At 71.3% G+C, this 19219-nt stretch carries 22 protein-coding genes and 1 pseudogene; 2 read left to right on the top strand and 21 right to left on the bottom strand.

Annotated features, from left to right (window positions below):
• Positions 1-32: 32 nt before the first annotated feature.
• The 6 genes and pseudogenes from ACH4RC_RS39080 to ACH4RC_RS39105 all read right to left on the bottom strand — a co-directional run.
• Positions 33-233: a hypothetical protein gene (locus tag ACH4RC_RS39080; RefSeq protein WP_398209311.1), complete on the bottom strand. Its 201-nt coding sequence runs from the start codon at positions 231-233 to the stop codon at positions 33-35.
• A 2-nt stretch (positions 234-235) separates the two neighbouring features.
• Entirely contained in the window at positions 236-397 is a 162-nt protein-coding gene (locus ACH4RC_RS39085; protein ID WP_398209313.1) for a hypothetical protein, read from the bottom strand.
• Entirely contained in the window at positions 394-702 is a 309-nt protein-coding gene (locus ACH4RC_RS39090) for a hypothetical protein (protein WP_398209315.1), read from the bottom strand. Before ACH4RC_RS39090 ends, ACH4RC_RS39085 begins: the two co-directional genes overlap by 4 nt.
• 115 nt (positions 703-817) lie before the next feature.
• Positions 818-1399 carry a hypothetical protein gene (locus tag ACH4RC_RS39095; protein WP_398209316.1) on the bottom strand — a complete coding sequence of 194 codons (582 nt, stop codon included), beginning with the start codon at positions 1397-1399 and terminating at the stop codon, positions 818-820.
• Between the two features lie 41 nt (positions 1400-1440).
• Positions 1441-2328 carry a DNA primase gene (locus tag ACH4RC_RS39100; RefSeq protein ID WP_398209318.1) on the bottom strand — a complete coding sequence of 296 codons (888 nt, stop codon included), beginning with the start codon at positions 2326-2328 and terminating at the stop codon, positions 1441-1443.
• A 37-nt stretch (positions 2329-2365) separates the two neighbouring features.
• Positions 2366-2698 (bottom strand): annotated as a pseudogene (locus ACH4RC_RS39105) (DnaB-like helicase N-terminal domain-containing protein); the annotation flags it as partial.
• Between the two features lie 373 nt (positions 2699-3071).
• On the opposite strand from ACH4RC_RS39105, the gene ACH4RC_RS39110 reads away from it, so the two are divergent.
• Both ACH4RC_RS39110 and ACH4RC_RS39115 read left to right on the top strand, forming a co-directional pair.
• Positions 3072-3221, top strand: coding sequence for a hypothetical protein (locus ACH4RC_RS39110; RefSeq protein WP_398209319.1), 150 nt, complete (start codon positions 3072-3074; stop codon positions 3219-3221).
• A gap of 62 nt (positions 3222-3283) precedes the next feature.
• Positions 3284-3502, top strand: a complete 219-nt coding sequence (locus ACH4RC_RS39115; RefSeq protein WP_398209320.1) for a hypothetical protein — start codon at positions 3284-3286, stop codon at positions 3500-3502.
• A gap of 8 nt (positions 3503-3510) precedes the next feature.
• Here the strand turns inward: ACH4RC_RS39115 and ACH4RC_RS39120 are convergent, their stop codons facing one another.
• The 15 genes from ACH4RC_RS39120 to ACH4RC_RS39190 form a co-directional block, all read right to left on the bottom strand.
• Positions 3511-7038 (bottom strand): BTAD domain-containing putative transcriptional regulator, encoded by a 3528-nt coding sequence (locus tag ACH4RC_RS39120; RefSeq protein WP_398209322.1) that lies wholly within the window; start codon positions 7036-7038, stop codon positions 3511-3513.
• The gene (locus ACH4RC_RS39125) at positions 7035-7496 is read right to left on the bottom strand and encodes a hypothetical protein (RefSeq protein ID WP_398209323.1); all 462 of its coding nucleotides are present in this window, start codon (positions 7494-7496) and stop codon (positions 7035-7037) included. Before ACH4RC_RS39125 ends, ACH4RC_RS39120 begins: the two co-directional genes overlap by 4 nt.
• On the bottom strand, positions 7493-7945 hold the full coding sequence (locus ACH4RC_RS39130; RefSeq protein WP_398209325.1) for a TadE/TadG family type IV pilus assembly protein: 453 nt from the start codon (positions 7943-7945) through the stop codon (positions 7493-7495). Before ACH4RC_RS39130 ends, ACH4RC_RS39125 begins: the two co-directional genes overlap by 4 nt.
• Positions 7942-8337, bottom strand: coding sequence for a TadE family protein (locus ACH4RC_RS39135; protein WP_398209327.1), 396 nt, complete (start codon positions 8335-8337; stop codon positions 7942-7944). Before ACH4RC_RS39135 ends, ACH4RC_RS39130 begins: the two co-directional genes overlap by 4 nt.
• A 3-nt stretch (positions 8338-8340) precedes the next feature.
• Positions 8341-8580: a hypothetical protein gene (locus ACH4RC_RS39140; protein ID WP_398209329.1), complete on the bottom strand. Its 240-nt coding sequence runs from the start codon at positions 8578-8580 to the stop codon at positions 8341-8343.
• A 31-nt stretch (positions 8581-8611) separates the two neighbouring features.
• A complete protein-coding gene (locus tag ACH4RC_RS39145) occupies positions 8612-9505 on the bottom strand; it encodes a hypothetical protein (RefSeq protein WP_398209330.1) in 894 nt (297 codons plus the stop codon).
• Positions 9502-10419 (bottom strand): type II secretion system F family protein, encoded by a 918-nt coding sequence (locus ACH4RC_RS39150; RefSeq protein WP_398209332.1) that lies wholly within the window; start codon positions 10417-10419, stop codon positions 9502-9504. Before ACH4RC_RS39150 ends, ACH4RC_RS39145 begins: the two co-directional genes overlap by 4 nt.
• On the bottom strand, positions 10416-11801 hold the full coding sequence (locus ACH4RC_RS39155; protein ID WP_398209333.1) for a CpaF family protein: 1386 nt from the start codon (positions 11799-11801) through the stop codon (positions 10416-10418). Before ACH4RC_RS39155 ends, ACH4RC_RS39150 begins: the two co-directional genes overlap by 4 nt.
• Before the next feature lie 139 nt (positions 11802-11940).
• Positions 11941-12789 (bottom strand): MinD/ParA family protein, encoded by an 849-nt coding sequence (locus ACH4RC_RS39160; protein WP_398209334.1) that lies wholly within the window; start codon positions 12787-12789, stop codon positions 11941-11943.
• Positions 12789-13367: an SAF domain-containing protein gene (locus ACH4RC_RS39165; protein WP_398209336.1), complete on the bottom strand. Its 579-nt coding sequence runs from the start codon at positions 13365-13367 to the stop codon at positions 12789-12791. Before ACH4RC_RS39165 ends, ACH4RC_RS39160 begins: the two co-directional genes overlap by 1 nt.
• Positions 13368-13510: 143 nt before the next feature.
• Positions 13511-14116, bottom strand: coding sequence for an ATP/GTP-binding protein (locus ACH4RC_RS39170; RefSeq protein ID WP_398209337.1), 606 nt, complete (start codon positions 14114-14116; stop codon positions 13511-13513).
• Positions 14117-14331: 215 nt separating this feature from the next.
• Positions 14332-14970 carry a hypothetical protein gene (locus tag ACH4RC_RS39175; RefSeq protein WP_398209338.1) on the bottom strand — a complete coding sequence of 213 codons (639 nt, stop codon included), beginning with the start codon at positions 14968-14970 and terminating at the stop codon, positions 14332-14334.
• Between the two features lie 396 nt (positions 14971-15366).
• Positions 15367-16269, bottom strand: coding sequence for a replication-relaxation family protein (locus tag ACH4RC_RS39180; RefSeq protein ID WP_398209339.1), 903 nt, complete (start codon positions 16267-16269; stop codon positions 15367-15369).
• Positions 16269-18881 carry an ATP/GTP-binding protein gene (locus ACH4RC_RS39185; protein WP_398209340.1) on the bottom strand — a complete coding sequence of 871 codons (2613 nt, stop codon included), beginning with the start codon at positions 18879-18881 and terminating at the stop codon, positions 16269-16271. Before ACH4RC_RS39185 ends, ACH4RC_RS39180 begins: the two co-directional genes overlap by 1 nt.
• Positions 18851-19216, bottom strand: coding sequence for a hypothetical protein (locus tag ACH4RC_RS39190; protein WP_398209342.1), 366 nt, complete (start codon positions 19214-19216; stop codon positions 18851-18853). Before ACH4RC_RS39190 ends, ACH4RC_RS39185 begins: the two co-directional genes overlap by 31 nt.
• Between the last annotated feature and the right edge of the window lie 3 nt (positions 19217-19219).

Raw genomic sequence — 19219 nt, forward strand, 5'->3', positions numbered from 1 at the left:
GCACTGCACTTGGGGCAGAGCAGGGCGCGCCATCAGGCGGCCTCGTCGTACGCGGTGGCGGGCTCCTCGGCGGGGCGCCGGCGTCGGGTGGGCCAGGCGCCGGTCGCCGCGGTGGTGAGGAGGACGACGGCGAGGACGAGGACGGCGGCGCCGAGCCCGGTCGTCATGGCGACGGTGAGGATCGCGTGGCCGATGGCGGCGGGGAGGGCGGTGGCCACGTCGTGGACGATCACAGCTACTCCCCGCAGACGTGGTCGGCAGGGGCGAACGGCTGCTCGTCCTCGTCGTGCAGGACGAGCCCGTTCTCCTCGTCGTACCAGCCGTCGCCGCTGGCGCCGCAGGACCCGCACTCCCAGCGGCCTGCGAGGCTGATGCCGGTGAATCCGTGGGTGCTCACTGTGCGCTTCCGTCCTGCTGCTCGGGGGTGTGCTCGTCCTCGACGGTGTAGGTGGTGATCGCGCGCATAAGGCGGTGGGGCCAACGATGGCCGCTCGTCTCGATGGCGCGTTCGTAGTCTTCGACGGCCTCGGCACGGGGGCGGCAGGCTGGGCCGCTGCTGACCCATGTGCCGCTCCGGCGCTGGACTTCGACGCTCCATCCGTCCTCGGCCGGGTACGGCGGGTTGGCGAGTGCGAGGGCGTCGGCGGGGAGGACGTGGCGGCCGACGTACACGGCGACGGCGAGGGTCAGTTCGTCGGCCATCTGGTTGGTGCCGCCGGGGCCGAGGCGTACCGGTGTGGTGGCGATCTTGTCGGCGATGAGGGCTCAGAGTTGGCCGAGCTCGGCGAGGAGGTCGGCGTCGCTGCGGCGTGGGGTGTCAGCCACGGTCGGCCTCCTCGGCGGCCTGCTGCGTCGTGGCGGCTCGGTCGGCGGGTGTGGGCGCGCCACGCACCGGCTCACGGGACAGGTAGATGCAGGTAGGTTCGCCACCCGCGAGGAGTTCCAGCCCGTCATCCGTTGTGCGCCAGCCGTAGTCCGGGCAGCGTTCTTCTTCCGTCTCGTAGTACTCGATCATGGCGAGCTTGACGGTGATCTCGTCGGTGTAGAGGCCGTACATCGACTGGTCCTCGCCGGACACCGTCCACACCTGGGGCAGTTGCGTCACGGCGGGTGTCTGGCGGCCTTCCTCGCTGGTGCGGCGGAGCAGCTCGTGCAGCATCCCGGCGGTCCCTGGGTAGCCCGAGTTCCGGAGCATCTCGGTCGGGAACTGGCTCTCGCAGTGGAGGCCGCAGTACTCGTGGTCGCCTGCCTCGTGGGCGCGCTCCGTCTCCTCGCGGTCGGCGCGCTGCTCGTCGCGGGTGGCGAAGTAGGCGTAGGCCGCCGTCGCACGCTCGTCGGCGGCCCGCAGACAGCGGACCTCGGCGACGAGAGCGACCACGTCCTCGTGGGCGTGGCTCACGAACGCCTCATCAGCGGCGGCGTCCTCACCAGCGCCGAAGTTCAGGTCGCCGACGCCACGGAGGTGGGGGCCCTCGATTGCAGAGCGGCACCGCGCGGCCCGTTTTTGGCGGTCACCTGACCGCCGTGAACCAGGCGGGTCAGGACACGCCGGGTGACGGAGGCCCAGCCGGGGATCAGCTCCTCCAGTGCCTTCTTGCTCATCGGCTCGGTGGCTTCCCGTAGGGCGGCTAGGATGGCGGCCTCCCGCTCCTTGATGTCCGCTTCCTCCTGCGCGGCCTTGTCCGTGGCGGCCGCTTCTTCCGCCGGCTCGTCCTGGTGCTGGATCGGCGGGTAGAGGTGGGCGTCGGCGAACTCCTCGCCCTCGGAGCGGATGACGAGGTCGGCGAACCAGTGCATCGGGTTGCGGCCACCAGGGAGGGCATGCCGGCGGATCTGTGCGGGCCGGTCCTTGGCGATGCGGAGGGGAGAGCGGCCTTCGGTGTTGATGCCGAAGGGGCGGACAGCTTCGAGCATGTACTGGACGCCGTCGACGGCGTTGAGCTTGTGGACGCCGCCAAGGGCGTACCGGCCGCGGGACTCGTTGTTCTTGACGACGTGGTCGAGGGGGACGACGGCGGCCCCGGTGTCGGCGAGGGGGCAGAGCAGCATGCGGCCGAACTTGGCGATCTCGGTGTTCTCTTTGAGCTCCAGGCCCATCATCACCATGGCTTCGGTGACACCGTCGACGATGATCAGCGAGGGGCCGAGGTCGCCGATGCGGTCGATGAACTGGTTGAGCTGGACTTGTGTGGGTGTGCTGCCGGGGCGGACGTAGTGGAACAGGCGGCTGACCTGGTGGGGTACGGCGCCGATGAGGAGGAGGCGGGAGACGACTCCGGCCTCCGAGTCCTCGAAGTCGAGGTAGGCGACGTGGTTGCCTCGGCTCATCTCGACGAGGCAGGAGGTCACCGGCGCGGTCGAGTTCCTCCAGTGCGCGGCGGCGTACGGCCAGCTCGTGAACGATCTCGGCGTAGCCTTCGGCGTTCGCGGCGGTCGGGACCTGCTGAATGAGGGTGTGGAGGTAGGAGGCGCCGCCGACGCGGTTGATGTCGCCGCGGCGGGTGAGTTCGGCGGCGACGGTGATGGGGTCGACCTGCTCGCCGCGCACGGCCATGGCTGTGATGGTCTCGTGGGCGGGGCGGTAGAAGTCGGGGCCTTCGACGACCTCGATGACTTCGGTGATGGCGCGTTCGGACAGGAGCATTCCGCCGAGTACGGACTGTTCGGCGGCAACGTCCTGAGGGGGGAGCCGCTTGAAGCCGTCACTGTCCGCCGGGTCTCGCGGAAAGGGGTGCTCTCCGCCGACGCGGGGGTGTTCCGCTCACCTCGACCCCAGCCCCGGCCCCGAAGGCGTGCTCCCCACCGACGCGGGGGTGTACTGGTTGATACAGCCTCCGCCTCACCCCGCGTAGCCGGATTCCCTGCCTACGCGGGGTGTTCCAGCGGCGACCTCCGCCAAGACTGCGCGGGGGCGCTCCGCCTCAACGCGGGAAGGCTCGCCTTCAGCCGTGCATCCTGATGGCTGGCGCGAGTTGCCTTCCGTCGACGCAGGGACGTTTCGCCGTTGCTAGGCGGCTTCACAGCTCGTTGTGGCGGGTGGGCACCGCGTTGTGTAACCGGGGGAGATGGTCATGAACGTGGTGCGGGTCGACTGCAACTTGAGGCTGACCCAGCTCGATCTGTCCGACGACGTTGCCGTGGCGCGTACGGAGATCCGGTCCGTTTTCGGGGGAGTGGTGAGCACCGGTGTGTATCACCCGAGGGCGCTGCTGCACGTCTGACTGCCAATGCCGAGCAGCCGGACAACATCGCGGCCTGGACGCTGGCGAGCGCCTGGCGCGGCATGCCCTTGTATCCGCTGCACGGCACCATCATCGTGACCGGCCGCGACAGCGACGGCGGACTGTGCGGCCTGGACGAGACGCTGGCGCGTCAGGCCCAGGCCGTCGTCACGATGGTGGCCGACACCGTCCGGCAGTGGCAGCACCGGCCACCAGCCTCGAACGAGGCGGCCACACGCGAACTGCTCGCCTACGCCACCCGCGAGGTCGCCACCGCCTGAGAACTGGATCAGGAAGCGTTCAGGAGCTCGTCGACGAGGGCCGACGTGGCACGGTCGGCCTGGCCGGGGGGCAGGTTGCTGGTCATCTCCTGCCAGGTGTCGATGGCTGCGCGGAGTCCGGTGTGGTTGCCGGCGGCGGCTTCGGCGCGCATCAGGTCGCGGTGCAGCCACTCGCAGTAGGAGTCGACCGTGAGGCCGGTGTGGCAGGCGGTGCGGGCGCTGGGCAGGTCCTGGTGGGGGCCGTCCTGGGTGCGGTGGCTGGCCACGGTGTGGGCGATGTTGGTGATGTCGGTTTGCATGCGGGTGCGGATGCCGGTCATCCAGGTGGCGGGGTGAGCGTTCAGGGGGACGCCGTTGACCAGGGCGAGTGCGCGCTCGAGGTAGGGGAGTCCGTCGGGGCCGCGGCTGAGGCCGAGTTCGGCCAGGCGCTCGAAATCGTGCCAGTCGCACTGCACCCCGGTCATCGTGTAGGGCGCGGACCTGCTGCTGCGGTGGGGGATGTACAGGGTGCCGTCCGGGTCCGTGCCGAGGGCGCTGCGCAAATCGCGCAGCCGGGCGCTGAGTGTGCGGGGTGACCACGGTTCGGCGTCGCCGAGGTCTTCGCACAGCCGGTCGGCGCTGCTGCCTGGTTTGAGCAGCAGGTGCGCGGCGAGTTCGACCAGCCGCGGTCCGGCCGGCCCGTTGGGCAGGTTGTCCATCGCCAGGGCGCCCAGGACGCGCAGGCGGGGCGCGCCGTGGTGCGCTCCGGCTTCGGCGACGATCCGGTCGGCGTCGATCTTGGGGAGGGGGCCGAGGCGCTCGGGTGCGGTCAGTGCGTGTGCGACCGGGATCCGGAAGCGCGGGCCGATGGCCGGGCCCGCTTCCGGCTGCTCCTCTGCGGCCGGGGCGGGCCGCAGGTCGCTCGGGCCTGGGACCGTGCTGGCGGCCAGCAGCGCCTGGAACCCGGTCGGTTGCCCGGCAGACGGTCCTGGACCGGTGACGTCGTCGGGCTCTGCGGCCGCGGCGAGTCCGTCGGTCTCCCCGGTGCCGGCTGGGGCCGGGACGGTGGACAGTGGGGGTACGGCCGGTCCGGGCGCGGCGACGGGCTCGGGCGGCACGTGTTCCCACACCCCCTGCGGCTCGTCGGCCGGCTGCTCGGTGTGCGCGCAGGCGCGGGCCAACTCCGCGAGGGAGGCCGGGTCCAGGCGTTGCAGCATCAGGTCGGCGCCGACCGCGTCGACGCGCTGCGGGCCGTCGGTGGCGGCATCGAGGATGTCGGCGTCGGGGAACACGTCGGCCGCCGCGGCGGGCAGGATGAGGGCGCAGGGGGTCAGTTGCTCGGCGCGGCTGAGGGTTTCGGCGAGTTGCCATAGGATGTCGTCCTCGGCGTCGGCGGCGCACAGCACGAGGTAGGGGTAGCCGCGAGCGGCGGGGTCTTGGTGGGCCTCCAGGATCCGCTGGGCGAACTCGCCAGCCGCGATGCGGGGGTCGGCCACATAGCGCACGCCGAGGGTGCGCAGGTCGGCGGCCATCGGGCCCATGCCGCAGGTGAGGACCTCGAGATAGTCGGCGCAGGGGCCGATGGCCAGTTCGGTGGCCATTGCCGCCATCACCTGGGCCCGCTCCTCGCGGTCGCCGTCGATCAGGAGGACCTGCCAGGCGGTGAGGTCGGCCAGCAGCAGCTCGCCGGTCCCGGTGGCGCCCAGGGTCACCATCGCCGGATACGGCGGCTCGCCCGCCCCGGCCTCGTTCGGGGTGGGCAGGTCGGTGGTGTGGGGCAGCAGCCACCAGCCGGCCCGCGCGGTGGTGAACGGGGCCTGGACGGCGGCGCCGAGGTCCTCGGGCAGCACCTGGACACTGTCGTCGGTGATCCGGGCCGCCCGCAGCACCGGCGGCCCCTCGCCGGCGGGCTGCTGGGCCAGCAGCCGCAGCGCCGTCTGCAGGCGCTGCACGCCGCGCGCGCCGTCGTGCGCCGCCTCCTCCAACGCCACCTCGACCGGAACCGGTTCGTGGGCGGGCACCTGTTGGCCGGGGCGGCGGGTGCGCCACTGCCACAGCCGGCGCGCCAGCAGCGATGCCGTAATCACCCCGGCCAGCAGGGCGAAAGCCCGCAGCGTGGTGCGCGCGCTGACGGGGGAGCCTGGCGCATCCTGTGGCGGCTGCCTGGTTGCCGACGGTGCCGTGCCGGCGGCCGGAGGGCGTGTGGTCGGCGACGCCGGGGGCTGCTCGGCCGGGACGGACGGCTGGGCGCCCGCGGAAGGCGACCGGCCTGAGGAACCATCACTCTCGCGACTCGGCGCCGAGGGCTGTGTCGATGCCGATGCGGACGGTGGCGCCGGATGACGGGCATCTGTGCCTGGCCGTTCCCGGCCGCTGTCCTTCTCTTTGTTCTCGCCTTGGTGTGCGCTCGGACCCGCGGGGTGCTCCTGCTGCCGGGTGGGCGGGGAAGCCGTCTGTGCCCCGCCGGATGAGGCGTTGTGCCCCCGCTCGCCGCGGTGTGGAGTAGAGGGCCGCCCATGTCCGTGCGCATGTTCCGCGGAGGCGCCGGGGCCCGTCGGCAGCTGGGCGGGGACGGTGAGCCGCTGCCCGGGCAGGAGCACGTCGGGATCGGTGATGCGGGGCAGTCCGCCGGGCTGGGTACTGCGGCTGGCCTCATACACCGTCGGCCAGTTGGCGGCGTTGCCGGTCTCCTCGCGGGCGACGCCGGTGAGGGTGTCGCCCGGCTCGACCACATGGGTCCGCCCTGCGTGGGCGGTCTCGGCAGGCATCTGTGAGCGTTCGTGTGAGGCGTCTGGGGTGGTCGTGCTGGTGGGGCCTGGTGTGGTGTCGAGGCGGGGTACGTCGGCGGGCAACTGCAATACCCAGCCGGGGTAGATGGGGGCGTCGGCGTGGAAGGTGCGTCCGTCGGCCATGGTGCGGCCTTCGTTGGCGTCGGTGAGGTGGGTGTAGGCCTCGCCGTGTCCGTACAGCCGTTCCGCGATCGACCACAGGCTCTCGGCGGGGCGGGTGTCGCGCACCGTGTACGTGTCGTGCCTGGCCTGCGGCGCCTGCGCGCCACCAGTGTGCGTGGCCGTCTGCACCTGCGTGCGGGGGCCCGGCGCGGCCTCGGCGCTGACCGACGTCGCAGCGCGCGGGGCGGCCTGTGCGGGGGAGGCGGCCAGGGCGGTGCCGGTGGGCAGCAGCACCAGCAGTGAGCCGACCAGGGCGGCCGCCGCGCGTTGGCTGATCTGCATGCCGGGCAGCCGGGGGGTGCGTACCCCGCGCAGCTGGGCGGGGATCTCCAGCAGCACGGAGAGGAGAAAGCTTGCCCAGGCCAGCCAGCCGACCATGCACACGGCCAGCAGGGCGAGGGCGCCGGTGTCCTGGCGGTCCAGCAGGTGCCGGGCCGCCTCCCACGCGCTGGGAGTGATCGCCGCGGTGGCGTGCCACAGCAGCCACGGCAGCGCGCCCAGCGTCACCGCGAACGCTCCGAGCGCGCCCACGGCCTGCAACAGCGCGACCAGTGTCCGGCGTGGCCGGGTGTGGGTGCGGGGGCCGGTGGTGGGGGAGCGGTTCATCGAATCTCGCCGTTCTGGGGCCGGGTGGTGCCGTAGAGCAGGGTGGCGGTGCTGGAGACGTGGTGAGTGTAGGTGTGTGGCCAGAACAGGCCGCGGTAGGTGCCGGTGACCGTGACGGTGATCGTCCGGCCGTGGTGGCCGGTGCGTACGGTGCCGGTTGCGTGGGCGCGGGCCAGGTAGGTGCGGGCGGCGGCGCGGGCGGCGGCCGGGTCGATGCGGATGCCGCGGGCCGGGATCAGCATGTTGAGGTCGACGGCCTGCTGGGCGGCGCGGGCGGCTTCGACGGCCAGTGCGTCGGAGCGCTCGTGGGAGCGCAGTTCTGCGAGGGCGTCGACGGTGAGCAGTCCGGCCAGCAGGATCAGCGGGCCGGTGAGGACGGCGACGAAGACACTGACCCCGCCTCGGTCGTCGAACGGGCGCCGCCGCAGCGCGCCCCACACTTCTTGCAACAGGTTCATCCGCGGCCTCGGTAGGCGTCGACGACGGAGGTGAAGGAACTGGTGACGGTCCGCACCCCGGGCCCGCCGCCGATCAGCACCAGGTCCCCGATCGGGACGCGGCAGGTGACGGTCACGGTGACCGCGGCAACCTGGCCGACGGGCACCGCCAGCCCGGCGGTGTCGGCCCGCACTGCGGTGTCGGTGCATGCCTGCTGCTCGCCGGACAGCGCCTGCCGGGCGGCCCGCCCGGCCGCGGCTTGCCCCTGGCCGTGGGTGCGTTGCAGGGAGGCGGCACGGGCCGCGGCCTGCGCCGCGCCGTCGGTCTTCTGTCCGGCCAGCTGCAGGCGGGCGGCGGCGATGAACAGTAGCACCAGCAGGATCAGGACCGGGACGGTCAGGGCAGCCTCGATCGCCGCATTGCCCCGGTCCCCGCACAGCGCCACCCGCCGCTGTGCACGGCGGCTCACGACGGTGCCCCGGGGGTGGTCCAGTCCTCGACGGGGCCGGTCATGGTCGCGGCCACGGTCAGGTGATAGCCGGGCAGCATGGTCAGCGCCTGGCCGGTGACGCGGATGCGGAGGGTGTCCCGGCTGCTGCCCGCGCTGCTCACGCTCGCGTGCGTGAGCAGATTGCCCGCCAGGTCCTCGAGGGTCTTGTGCGCGCGGGCGGCGCCGGTGGCGGGGGAGGCCTCATACAGCCGTCCGGCCCCGACGCCGGAGCGGGCGGCGATGTAGGCGAGGTTGCGGGCATAGGCCCACAGCACCCCTTGGATGAGCAGGAACGTGAGGGCGAGGACCACGGGGAAGAGCACGGCGTACTGGATGGGGGAGGAGCCGCGGTCGTCCAGGACTGGGCGCACGGGTCAGCCGCCGAGGTCGACGTTGTCGACCTTGCTGCTGGCCCGCATGCCGAGGGCGACGAGCGCGGCCACGATGGTCACCGCGATGCCGATGCCGGCCACCCACAGGATCACGGTGACGACCGGATTGTCCCCGCGGTCCCCATGCTCGGCGATCTCTGTGCGGGCCTCGTGCAGGCGGCGGCGGACCGCGGCCGGGATCCGGGCGAGCAGCAGGCTGCTCTTCAGATACAGGTCGGACATGGTGCTGTCGCCTCTCAAAAAGGGGAGCGGGTCAGGAGGTCTGGGCGAAGGCGTTGAGGACGGCGGGGAAGGCCATGGCCGCCATGACCAGGACACACAGCACGGCCTGCGGGGCCTGCATGCGTTCGGTGTCCGCGTTCGCGGCGGCGGCCTCGGCGGCCAGTTGTTCGGTGCGCAGGCTGGCCGCGCGGTGGCGGACGGTGTCGTAGACGGAGGCGCCGTCCTGGGTGGACATCTGCACGAAGTCGGCGACGTCGGCCAGGACCGGCACGCCCAGGCGCTCGCCGAGGTGTTTCAGGGCCGCCCACTGCTGGCCGCGTTCGATCCGGGCGCGCATCAGCGTCTCCTGGATCCGCAGGAACACCCAGCCCCGGCCGACGGAGGCGGCCTGCTCGAGGGCGGATTCGATGGCGATGCCGGCCGCCAGGCGCAGGGCGACCAGTTCCAGGTAGACGGCGATGCCGTGCGCGGCCTCGGCCCGCGCCTGGGCGGCATCGCGGCGCAGCATCAGATCCGGCACCACCCAGCACACCCCGCCCAGCAGCACCCCGACCAGCCCCGGCACATACAACGCGATGTCGATGCCCAGCAGGGTCCACGCACCGAGGAAGAGGCTGGGGGCGAGCAGCCCGAACAGCGTCAAGAGCACCTTGCTGAGGACGAACTCCTCCGCGGGCCGGCCCAGCAGGTCCAGATCCGTGCGCGGCAGGTTCACCGGCACCTTGTGCAGCAGCCACCGCCCCACCATCTGGTGCTGCGTTGTGGCCGGCTGGGCTGTGGCTGGCAACTGCCGGGTAGGCGGCTGGTGCAGGCGGGCCATGGCGGGCCCCAGCCTGGGTGCGGAGGGGAGCAGTTCGCTCACCAGCAGCGCCAGGCCCGCGCCCCCGACCGCGCCGGACACCATCACGGTGGTCAGCGGGTTCACTGCAGCACCCCCATCATGTTGGCGCCCCGCGGACGCTCGGGCGCGGTGACGGGGCTGCGCGGGTCGAGCACGAGAACACGCGGCGTGTGGCCGCGGGTGGCCAGCCGCCGCACCCACACCAGGGTGGCGACGAACGCCCCGGTCAGGACCGCCAGGACCAGCTGGCCCATGAGGGTGGCGTAGACGCCGGTGTACTGCGGCACCGTGAACCCCAGGCCGACGATCCCGAGCGTGATGAGGGTCAGGGTGCGCACCGTGGTCCGCGTCTTCTGTCGGTCGGCCTCGATGCCCTGGCGCATCTTGACCTCCTCGCGCACCGCCGCGGCCAGATCCTCCATGGCCTGCGCCAGCCCCGGCCCGGGATCGTGCGCGGCCAGGATCAGCGCGGAGCACACCTTGTCCCCGGTGACGTCGCCGAAGCCGCGCGCGAAGTCGGCCAGCGCTTCGTGGGTGGGCCACTGCGCCTGGATCTTGTCCGCGAGCTCGCCGACCTCCCCGGCCAGCGCTGCCGGGGCGTGCTTGCGCGAGGCCAGCAGCGACTTCTCCAGCGCATTGCCCAGGCGCACCATCTCCGACAGCCGCTGCGCCCACTCGCCTAGCGCGTCCCTTCGTGTGATCTGCGCCCTGGTCATGGCCGGTCCGGACAGCAGCCAGGGCCCGCCGACGATCACCCCGGCGACGATGAGGGCGGCCATCAGCACGCCGGTGACCAGCCACACCAGCAGCAACGTCGCCGCGGCCGCGGCGAGCAGGATGCGCCGCTGCCCGGCGAACTGCCGCATCAGCGTGCCGCGTTCGCCCGGCCGGCGCCGCGGCGGCCTGGGGCGGCGAGTGCCGATCAGGCCGCCGGCCGCCAGCACTAGTCCCAGACCGAGCAGGACGCCGTCGGCGAGGCCCCACAGTGCACTGATCATGGTGTCTCCCGTCCGTCGTCGAGGTAGGCGACGGCCTGCGCGGACAGCAGGCCCGCCGTCATCCCGGCCGACTCCAGGCGGCGGCGTCTGCGCGCGCTGAGCGCGCCCTTGGGCACGGCCGGGCCGTCGAGACCGTCCACGGGCCCGAAGACCTCGTTGTGCATCGGCCGCCCGTCATGGCCGATGCCGGTGATCTCCCAGAGGTGGGAGAGGTAGCGGCGCGGCGCCGGACCGCTGTCGTCGACCGACAAGAACGCGATCAGGTGCAGGCCGTTGGCGATCTGCCGGTAGGCGATCTCGGGGGTGAAGTTGGCCCGGGCGAGCAGATACAGCTCCGCGATCCGGTCGAAGACCGCGCCGGGCTCGCTGGCGTGGATGGTGCACATGTTGCCCGGCCGGTCCGAGGTCATCGCCTGCATCATGGCCGTGATCTCCGAGCCGCGGACCTCCCCGACGATGGTCCGCGTCAGACTCATGCGCTTGGCCTTCACCATCAGATCCATCAGCGTGATCTCACCCGCGGCCGCCTGATTCGGGCCGATCCGCTCTCCGTTGGAGAACCGGGCCTCCATCGGCACCACATGCTCGTGATAACCGGGATCCGCGAGTCCTTCGAAGGTGGTCTCCAGGGTGCCGAACCGCTCAGTGGGCGCGATCTCGCGCAGCAGCACCCGCAGCAAGGTGGTCTTTCCCGAGGACTGCTCCCCGGCGACCATGATGTTCAGCCGGGCCCGCACGGCGGCCGCCAGCAGGTCGGCGGCTTCCTCGCTGAGGGTGCCCAGGTCGATGAGGTCGCGCATGCTGATGCTGCGGTAGCGGTGGCGGCGGATCGTCACATGCGTGGCCCCGCCCGTGATCTCCGGCCCCAACGCCTGCAGCCGCGAGCCGTCCGGCAGCCGCAGCTCGACATCGGGGGAGTGGGTGGAAAACGTCCGCCCGTTCTGCCCCGAGGCGCGGATCAAGTCCCGCACCAGTTCCTGCAGTTCGGCCTCCGAGTCCGCCACCCGCGCTACCCGCACCGGCTCCCGCTGCCCGCCGTACTTCAAAAAGACCCGCTCAAAACCCTCCAGCCAGATGTCCTCGACCTGCGCATCATCGAGATGGCGCTGCAGCCGCCCGGCCCGAAAACACATGTCGAAAGCGAGCGCCGCCAGCTCCTGCTCCAGGGCCTGGCTGACCGCGCCACCGGTCGACCAGCCGCGGGCATCGGCCCAGACCGCCACCCGCTCATTGATCAGCTGACGGCCCCGCTGCTCCTTGGCCTGCACCGTCGCCCAGGCGCGCTGCTTGCCCTCCTCGCTGAGCGCGTTCAGCACGACGCGCTTGATCTCCTGGGCGGCCCGGTAGTCCACCGGCTGCCCGGCGACCACAGCTGCCGGCATCTCGGTCGGCGGTACGGATGCAAGCGGCCGGCCGGCCGGGCCGCCCCCGGATGCCGCGCCATCGGACGGCTGGGCAGACGCATCCTGGGTGAATGCGCGGGGTGTGCGGGGTGGTGGGGGCGGGCCGGTGTAGACGGGTTCAGCGCGCACGGCGCACCTCCTCCAGCCGCTGCCGCACCGGCGAATACAGCCGTGTGCGGCGGCCGGCCACATGCTGCCGGATCGAGGTGACGGCATCGGCGGCCGCCTGCATCAGCGGCGACTTCGCGAACTTCCGCTCCACGGCGCCGTCCGACAACACCGCCGCCTCCACCGGTCGGTAGGGCAGCACCGCCACCACCGGCACCCCCAGCTGCTGCTCGATCTCACGCCGCCCGTAGACACCCTCGTCAACCAGCAGCACCCCCACAGCGGGCGCCGGAGAGCTCTGGTCCCCCTCCAACACCTGCCGCAGGACCGGCAGACGGCCGGTGGCGGCACTTACCGACCGCACCGTGCCCCGCACCACCAGCAACACCAGATCCGCGCGCTGCACCAAAACCCGGGAGGGCCCAAAGGCGCCGTTCCGACCGAGGTCGATCAGCACGTCGTGCGCGTGCTGGGGCATCCGGTCGATGGCCACCAGCAGCTCCGCCAGCCGCGGCCACTCCGGCGCCAACGCGGCCGCCTCCGACAAACTGGTCAGCCCGGGCAGCAGCACCTGACGGCCCTCACCCGGCGCACTGTCGTCCGACAGCCGCACCAGCTGCTTCCAAAACGCCTCCTGCAGGCTCTGCTCACCCCGCAACGACACCGCCAGATGCCGCAACCCCACATCCACCTGCAGACGCCCCTCCAACGCGCCCGCCAGGATCGAACCGCCATCGGGGTCACACTCGGCGAGCAGCACCCGCCTATCACCCTCCACCGGCCACCGCCGCTGCAGCGCCAGCGCCGACGTGGTGGCACCGGGTGCGCCGGGCAGACCGACCACCGCAACGACCGCCATCAGCCCCCCGCTCCGTTCACGGCCAGCGCGACCTCACCGGCGGCGGCCTGCGCCGCCAGCAGTGGACCCTGTCGCGAGGAAACCGCGACATCGACGACGCGTTCGCCCGTCGACTCCCGGGCCACGCCGACCCGCACGATGCGGGCCTGCACGGACCCCGGCCCCGCCGTCGAGTCCCCGGCCCCCGGATCGTCCGTGGTGAAGACCGCCTGGACCCGGTCGCCGGGACGCAGGGCGCTGTCGGGCAGCTGGCCCGGCTTCAGCGCGATCCCGATCAGCTGCTCGTCCGTCGCCACGAGCGTCCTGTTCGTGACCTCCTTCGGGTGCAGCAGTGCCCCGGCCGGCAGGGTGGAGGTGGCGCGCATGCCCACGACCTGGTCGCGCTGCTGGATCCCGACAACCTTCATGGACGGATCGACCGCCACGGAGGCCTCGCGCAGATCGGCGTCCCTAATGACGCTGCCGGCTGGCACCTCGTGCGCGATCTCAATGACCGGCTGACGCTGCCCGTTCTCGGTCCAGTACCACCAATTACCCGCCGCGCATGCGGCGATGCAGGCCACCGCGACCGCCAGCATGCCCGGCCGGCGCCTGCGCGCCTGCCACCTCACCTGAACCCCCGTGGCCGGAACCATTGTCGGTGCCTGCACAGCAGCGGCCTGCGGTGGCACATCCGTCCTGCTCACATCGGACCTCTCGTTCGTCTGGGATCTCGGTGTGGTCAGCTGCCCACCGACTGCAGCTCACCGACGGTGAGCAGCACGGTTGTCTGACGGGTGGTGGGGATTTGGCCCTCTTCACCGGTGTTGGCCTGCCATGTCACGTCCCAGTACGCGGTCGCCGTCGCGCGGAATTTCGTGCCCCGCTTTTGGGTGGAGGGCTGCTGATAGGTGTGACCGCAGTCCGGTGACTCGGTGCCGTTGCGGGTGTTCTTGAACGGGGTGCCCGGCCCATTGCAGGTCACCGACTCGCCGTCGCCCATGATCCACACGATCTTGGAGACCTTGGCCTTGGCCGTGACCGTCACGCCACCTGCGGACGCCGTCGCTGAATTGGGTCCGAACGTTGACGCGGACGGCGTCACCCACATCCACACCGGAACGCCGACCGTGTATTTGGCGTTCGCCCGCGGGCTGGCTACTTGAGGACCGACGAGCTTCATCTTGTCCACGGCCTGTGCAGCTACTACTGCCGGGTCAACAGCAGGGATCACTTCCGCGTCCGCCGCACCGAAGTGGGTGGTGGGGCTATCCGGGCACGTACGCTCGTAGACAATCTTCCCCTCGCCCTGGTAGAACATCGTTCCCTCGGGCGGTTGGGGATCCATACGCTCGACCTTGCACTTGGGTGCCTTGCTGGCCCCCTTCGACGTGCCGCTCGACTTGCTGTCCCCCTTGCTGGACGGCCTGGCACCGGCTTTGTGGTCTGAGTCTGCGGAGCATCGGACGTAGGCGCCGACCCCGGCGCACCCTCCGCCCATGGGCGGGCCTGCGAACGAGATAGGCGCCGCAGCCAGTAGCACGGCAGCTACGCCGGAGGCAGTCAGCAGGGCTTGTCTGATGGAGTTAGCTCGACAATTTTCCACGATTCCCCCCAAACCTCAGCCTGTGCGGTCATCACGTAGCGGTCCATCCGAGTGCTGGGCATCGGTAGCGGCTTGCCGGTCTTCTTGTAGATGAAGCGCCACTTCGTGGTGTTCATGCAGTCCGTGATCTTCGCCCGGGGTGCCATCCTTTGTGGCCTCTTGATCTCCGTGACTTGAGCGTCATGCGTAGGAGCTCCCTGCGTCACGATGCCCTTAGACCACAGGCCCTGAAGATCGTTTTTGACGTCGGAGCGAGCGAGAGCAACGGCGTACGTCTCGAACTTGGTCTCATAGAGGTTGCCGGTGTTGTACGCCTTGGCCTGCTCGTCCCACATGCGCGTGTATGTGTCGAGCACGACCCTCTTCACCGCTGCGTCGGGGTCCGTCTCGCTCGGGCTTGGAGCGGCGCTGGCCGTGTCGGCCGCAGTTTTGTGTGGCTTCGCTGCGTCGTGTGTGGCTTCGGTTCCCTTCGTGCCGCCTCCCGAACAGGAGGTCAAAGCAACCGCTGCAGAAGTGGCGGCAACTACTCCTAAAAAGCGTCCGCTTGCTCGCTTGCGAATCCCGGCATATTCAGAGGGACGTGTTGCTCGGGTCATGAGGTCTCCCCGTACGGCGTGAGGCGGACCAGGCCCCGGTTTGCGCTGTGCGGTCTGGGGCGCTGGGGCGGGATGAGGCTTTAGGACGTGCGGCGATGAGACTGAGTAGTCATCACGCTACGCAGCGTTTGAAAGTGTGGGTGCGTGCCCTCGACGGCGATGGGAGCGCGTGGCGTGGCGTGCAGCGGCCTGAGCAGGCATCTCAACGCGCCTCCCAGCAAGTTGCCACTGGCCAATTCCATCCTTCGGAGCAACGACGGGAGTTGATGCGTTCTTCAGTCATCCATTTCTCTGGCGGGCGAATCGTCGCAGGCACTGCTGGTTCGGAACGTGCGCCGTCGTGCTGCCCGTCGGTAGGACCGAGGACGGCCGGCATCGGCGCTGCTCGGCCTGTGCTCACAGGGCGGTCCAGGGGCGCAGTCCTTGTTGCCCGCGCAGGCAGTGCCAGGCGGGGGCGTCGACGCCGTGGGTTTCGAGGTCTTCGAGGGTGGCGGCGCCGAGGGGGACGGTGCGGGCGAGGGTGGCGACGGTGGGGTGTTCGGTGACCATGGCTTTGAGGTCGTGGATGCGGTTGGCCAGGGCGGTGGGTCCGGCGCCGGTGAGGATGAACAGGATGCGGGGAAAGGCGGGGTACCAGCGCAGCCAGGCCGGCCCGGCCAGTGCGGTGGGCCGGGTGCGCCGCTGGGCGCTGGCGGTCTGCGGGTCGTAGGTGTAGAAGCGGGCGTATTCGATGAGTTTGCAGGCGAGGCGTTCGCTGCTCATGGTGGCGCGGTCGACTTCGATGAAGGCCCGGTACTTGGCGCGCCCTCCGGTTGCGGTGTGATGGGTGTAGTACATGAGGGCGTCGGCGATGACGCGTTCGCCGTCGCCGAGGTGGTGGGCGACTTCCGGGGTCCAGTCCCAGGGGCCGTGTTCGTCGCCGCGGGTGCGGGCGGTCTGGGCGAAGGCGGCGTGGGCGCGGACGACGGTGAGGGTGTGGGCGGTGCGCAGGGAGGCGCCGGCGGTGGTGATCGGGTACGGGGGGCGGTCCTGCATCTGGGGGAGGTGGCGGATGGTGTCGGCGCCGCGTTCGGTGAGGTACCACACGCGGGTGCCGTGGGAGGCGGGCAGCACGGTGTAGTCGGTGAGTTGGGCGGTGCGCAGTCGGTTCAGGGCGCGGGAGAGGTTTTCGCGGCGCCGGTCGGGGAGCAGCACGGTGTGCAGCTGCTGCAGGGTGACCATGCGGTGCTGGGCGATCATGCCGAGGACCTGGCTGGTGAAGTCCTCGGTGGTGGGGGGTACGAAGTGGGGGGTGGTCATCAGCGGTAGCTGCCTTTCGCCAGGTTGGGGGGCGGTTGGTTCGTGAGTACGGCGGTGAGCCGGGTGAACTGGGTGGCGGCGTGGTGTGCTTGTTCGTGGAGCGGGCGGCTGCCGGCGGCCTGGTGGGCTTGCTTGAGCAGGGTGGGGACGTTGCGGTCGCGTTTGAGGTGGCGGAAGTCGTCGTCGAGGTGCGGGCCGCTCAGGCGCACGGGGTGAAGGCGCCGGCCGTGGATGGTGAAGGAGGCGTAGTGCTGGTAGCGGGGGAGCGCGGCGACCTGCTCGGGGCTCGGGTCATCGCCCCATTCGGCGGTGAGGGGGGAGATGGTTTTGCGGGACCCGGTAGTGGTGGCGAGCGTGGAGGAGTTCTGCAGCAGGGCGTCGCGGACCGGCTGGGGCAGACGGGACAGGGCCTGGGTCATGCCGTGGATGCGGACCTGGAACTTGCGCAAGTCTTCGACCATGGCGGCCAGGGATTCGGGCGCGGATCCGGCGATGGTGATCATTTCGTCGAGGTAGGCGCGGAATGGCACGCGTTGATCGGGTGGGGTGGTGCGGCGGGAGCGGCCGGCGCGCAGCAGTTCGTGGGCGATCAGGGAGGACAGCAGCCGGTCGGTGGGCCCGTTGCCGGCGGTGCAGATCCACACGATGCGATGGGTGTCCATGGCGGTGCGCAGGTCGAAATGGCTGACGGGCTGGCCGAGGAAGGCGTGGTAGACGGGGTTGTCGGCGAGGCGGGCCAGGGGGTTGAGGAGGATGCCGAAGGCGTCGGGTGTCAGTGTCGGGAAGACGGTCGACCACCAGCCGGCGGCTGTGTCGTCGGTGTCTGTGGTGAGGGTGGTGCGCAGGGCGGCCAGGACCTGGGTGCGGAAGTGCGCGTCGGTGAGCAGGTTCTGGATGTGGAAGACGGTTGCTTGGGCCTGGGGTTGGCCGGTGTGGCACAGGTGTTGGTTGAGGGTGGTCAGGGCCTGGACACTGGCGGTGAGGATGGCCAGGCCGCGTGGGGCGGTGGCGTCGTCCCAGTGCATGCCGGCGGCCAGTCCGTCGACCACAGCAGCGGTTACTTCGTGGCGCGGGCGCCCGGAGCTCATGTCGAGCAGGTTCCAGGCTCCGACCGGGCTGTGGTCGTCGCCGGGGGTGAGGTCGATGAGCTGGGTGCGGTCGATGAGTGGGGGGTGGGCGAGGTAGGGGGCGGCGCGGTCGAAGGAGTCGCGGTGCGGGTCGAGGTAGAGCAGTCCGCCGCCGGCGTGGGCGCGGGCGATGGCCTGGGCCAGGGCGCGTTCGGTCTTGCCGCAGCCGGCCTTGCCCACGGCAGTCTCGAAAAGGGTTTCTGCTTCGTAGGTGGCGACAAGGCGGCGGGTGCCGTCGGCGGCGGTGAGGGCGCCCTGCAGCAGCAGGCCGGCCTCGCCGTGTTGGAAGGTGGGCAGCTGGGCGGGGAGCAGGGGGAGCACGCAGTGGCGGGTGGGCGGCTTGAGCAGCCCGGTCAGCTCGGGCAGCCGGGCCAGGTTGGCGCGCGGCGGGCGGCACTGGCCGCTCTCCCACCGCCGCCGCCACGCGCGGTGGTACGGCCACTGATCCGGTCCCCATCGCCAGGCCAGCAGCCGCACGCCCCGCGGGGCGAGCCGGGCCTCGTGGGTGAACACCTGGAAGCCGCACTGGACTTGGGAGAGCAGGGCCTGGGCCCGGCCCTGCTGGTTGGAGGCGCAGCGGATCAGGATCTGTACCCGGGCCAGCGGGCTGTCGTCGGCCAGCTTGCCCAGCACCTTCTCTTTGTCGATGCGCCGCACCTGCGGCACCACCAGCGGGGCGGCCTGCGGGGAGCGGTGCTGGGCGAGGGTGCGCAGCGAGTCGGCGGCCGCTGCTACCTCCCGGCGCATCCAGCGGGAGGCCTCGGCGCTCTCGCGCTGCTCGCGGCCGCGGGCCTGCTGCAGCAGCCGCTGGCGCTGCATGTGCAGCGCCGGCCGGGAGGCGGGCTGCAGATCGATGCAGATTTCGACCAGGTCGCCGAGGTGGGTCTTCAGGGCGCTGACGGCGTCGACGATCGGCTGCAGCGGATCCGGCTCGAGCGGCACCTCGCGCAGCGGGGCGGCCGGATTGCCGCGCAGCACCATCTCACCGCACACCTCGAACTCCCGCTGCTTCTCCGGCGGTTCGCCTGCCCGCTCCAGGTTCGGGTCGGTGATGGTGACGGCGTCGCCGAAGCCGCTGATGGCCAGGAACTTGTGCGCCCCGGCCGGCCCTTGCAGCTGGTAGGCCAGGGGATGGTGTTCATCGGAGCGCATGCGGATACGGACGGTGCGGCTGCGCTTGGGTGCCCACCATGGCAGCGCGTTCGCGGCCTGCAGCAGGAGCAGGCCCTGGCGCAGCACCCGCTCCTGGTCCGGGTCGAAGTATGGGGCCGGCGTCATCCGCAGTACGCACCGCTTCGCCGAGGCCCGGGCCGCCAGCTTGTGCAGGATTGCCTCGCACAGTGTCCAGCCGGCCAGCGCGAAGGTGAGCGGTACGTACCAGTGCACGGTCAGCCACCACGCCGCGTGGCCGAGGGCGAAGCAGGCGTCGGCCAGACCCGGCAGCGCGAGTGCGGTCAGGCCGTGGCCGGGGGCAGGGGAATCCACGTGTCATCTCCGAGGTGGTGGCGGAAAGTGATGTCGGTGAGGCGGCCGTCGGTGTAGGTGCCGCCGCGGTCGGCGCCGGCCCACACCAGATGCACCACCGTCCAGCCGGGACGCGGGCCCATGCGGGCGATGACGGCCTGGATGCGGATGCGGGAGAAGGCGGGGACGACCGTGGACGCGGACGGTTCCGCGTCCACGAACGCCGTGGGGAAGGCGCTTCGGCCCAGGCCGGTGAGGTCGGCGAGCAGGACTCTGCGCCCTTGTTCCGCGAGCCGGCGGGCCTGCACGGCGGGCAGGTCGGCGGGCCACGCTGTCTCCAGCAGCCGCTGGATCACTGC

This window comes from Streptomyces sp. NPDC016845 (assembly GCF_044332585.1).
Taxonomy (GTDB): Bacteria; Actinomycetota; Actinomycetes; order Streptomycetales; family Streptomycetaceae; genus Streptomyces.

Bases quoted from the DNA above. Each gene is read 5' to 3' on its own strand.
- ACH4RC_RS39090 (WP_398209315.1), bottom strand. From the start codon at position 702: ATGGCCGACGAACTGACCCTCGCCGTCGCCGTGTACGTCGGCCGCCAC.
- ACH4RC_RS39100 (WP_398209318.1), bottom strand. From the start codon at position 2,328: ATGAGCCGAGGCAACCACGTCGCCTACCTCGACTTCGAGGACTCGGAG.
- ACH4RC_RS39110 (WP_398209319.1), top strand. From the start codon at position 3,072: ATGAACGTGGTGCGGGTCGACTGCAACTTGAGGCTGACCCAGCTCGAT.
- ACH4RC_RS39115 (WP_398209320.1), top strand. From the start codon at position 3,284: ATGCCCTTGTATCCGCTGCACGGCACCATCATCGTGACCGGCCGCGAC.
- ACH4RC_RS39120 (WP_398209322.1), bottom strand. From the start codon at position 7,038: ATGAACCGCTCCCCCACCACCGGCCCCCGCACCCACACCCGGCCACGC.
- ACH4RC_RS39125 (WP_398209323.1), bottom strand. From the start codon at position 7,496: ATGAACCTGTTGCAAGAAGTGTGGGGCGCGCTGCGGCGGCGCCCGTTC.
- ACH4RC_RS39140 (WP_398209329.1), bottom strand. From the start codon at position 8,580: ATGTCCGACCTGTATCTGAAGAGCAGCCTGCTGCTCGCCCGGATCCCG.
- ACH4RC_RS39150 (WP_398209332.1), bottom strand. From the start codon at position 10,419: ATGATCAGTGCACTGTGGGGCCTCGCCGACGGCGTCCTGCTCGGTCTG.
- ACH4RC_RS39155 (WP_398209333.1), bottom strand. From the start codon at position 11,801: ATGCCGGCAGCTGTGGTCGCCGGGCAGCCGGTGGACTACCGGGCCGCC.
- ACH4RC_RS39160 (WP_398209334.1), bottom strand. From the start codon at position 12,789: ATGGCGGTCGTTGCGGTGGTCGGTCTGCCCGGCGCACCCGGTGCCACC.
- ACH4RC_RS39165 (WP_398209336.1), bottom strand. From the start codon at position 13,367: ATGCTGGCGGTCGCGGTGGCCTGCATCGCCGCATGCGCGGCGGGTAAT.
- ACH4RC_RS39170 (WP_398209337.1), bottom strand. From the start codon at position 14,116: ATGGATCCCCAACCGCCCGAGGGAACGATGTTCTACCAGGGCGAGGGG.
- ACH4RC_RS39175 (WP_398209338.1), bottom strand. From the start codon at position 14,970: ATGACCCGAGCAACACGTCCCTCTGAATATGCCGGGATTCGCAAGCGA.
- ACH4RC_RS39180 (WP_398209339.1), bottom strand. From the start codon at position 16,269: ATGACCACCCCCCACTTCGTACCCCCCACCACCGAGGACTTCACCAGC.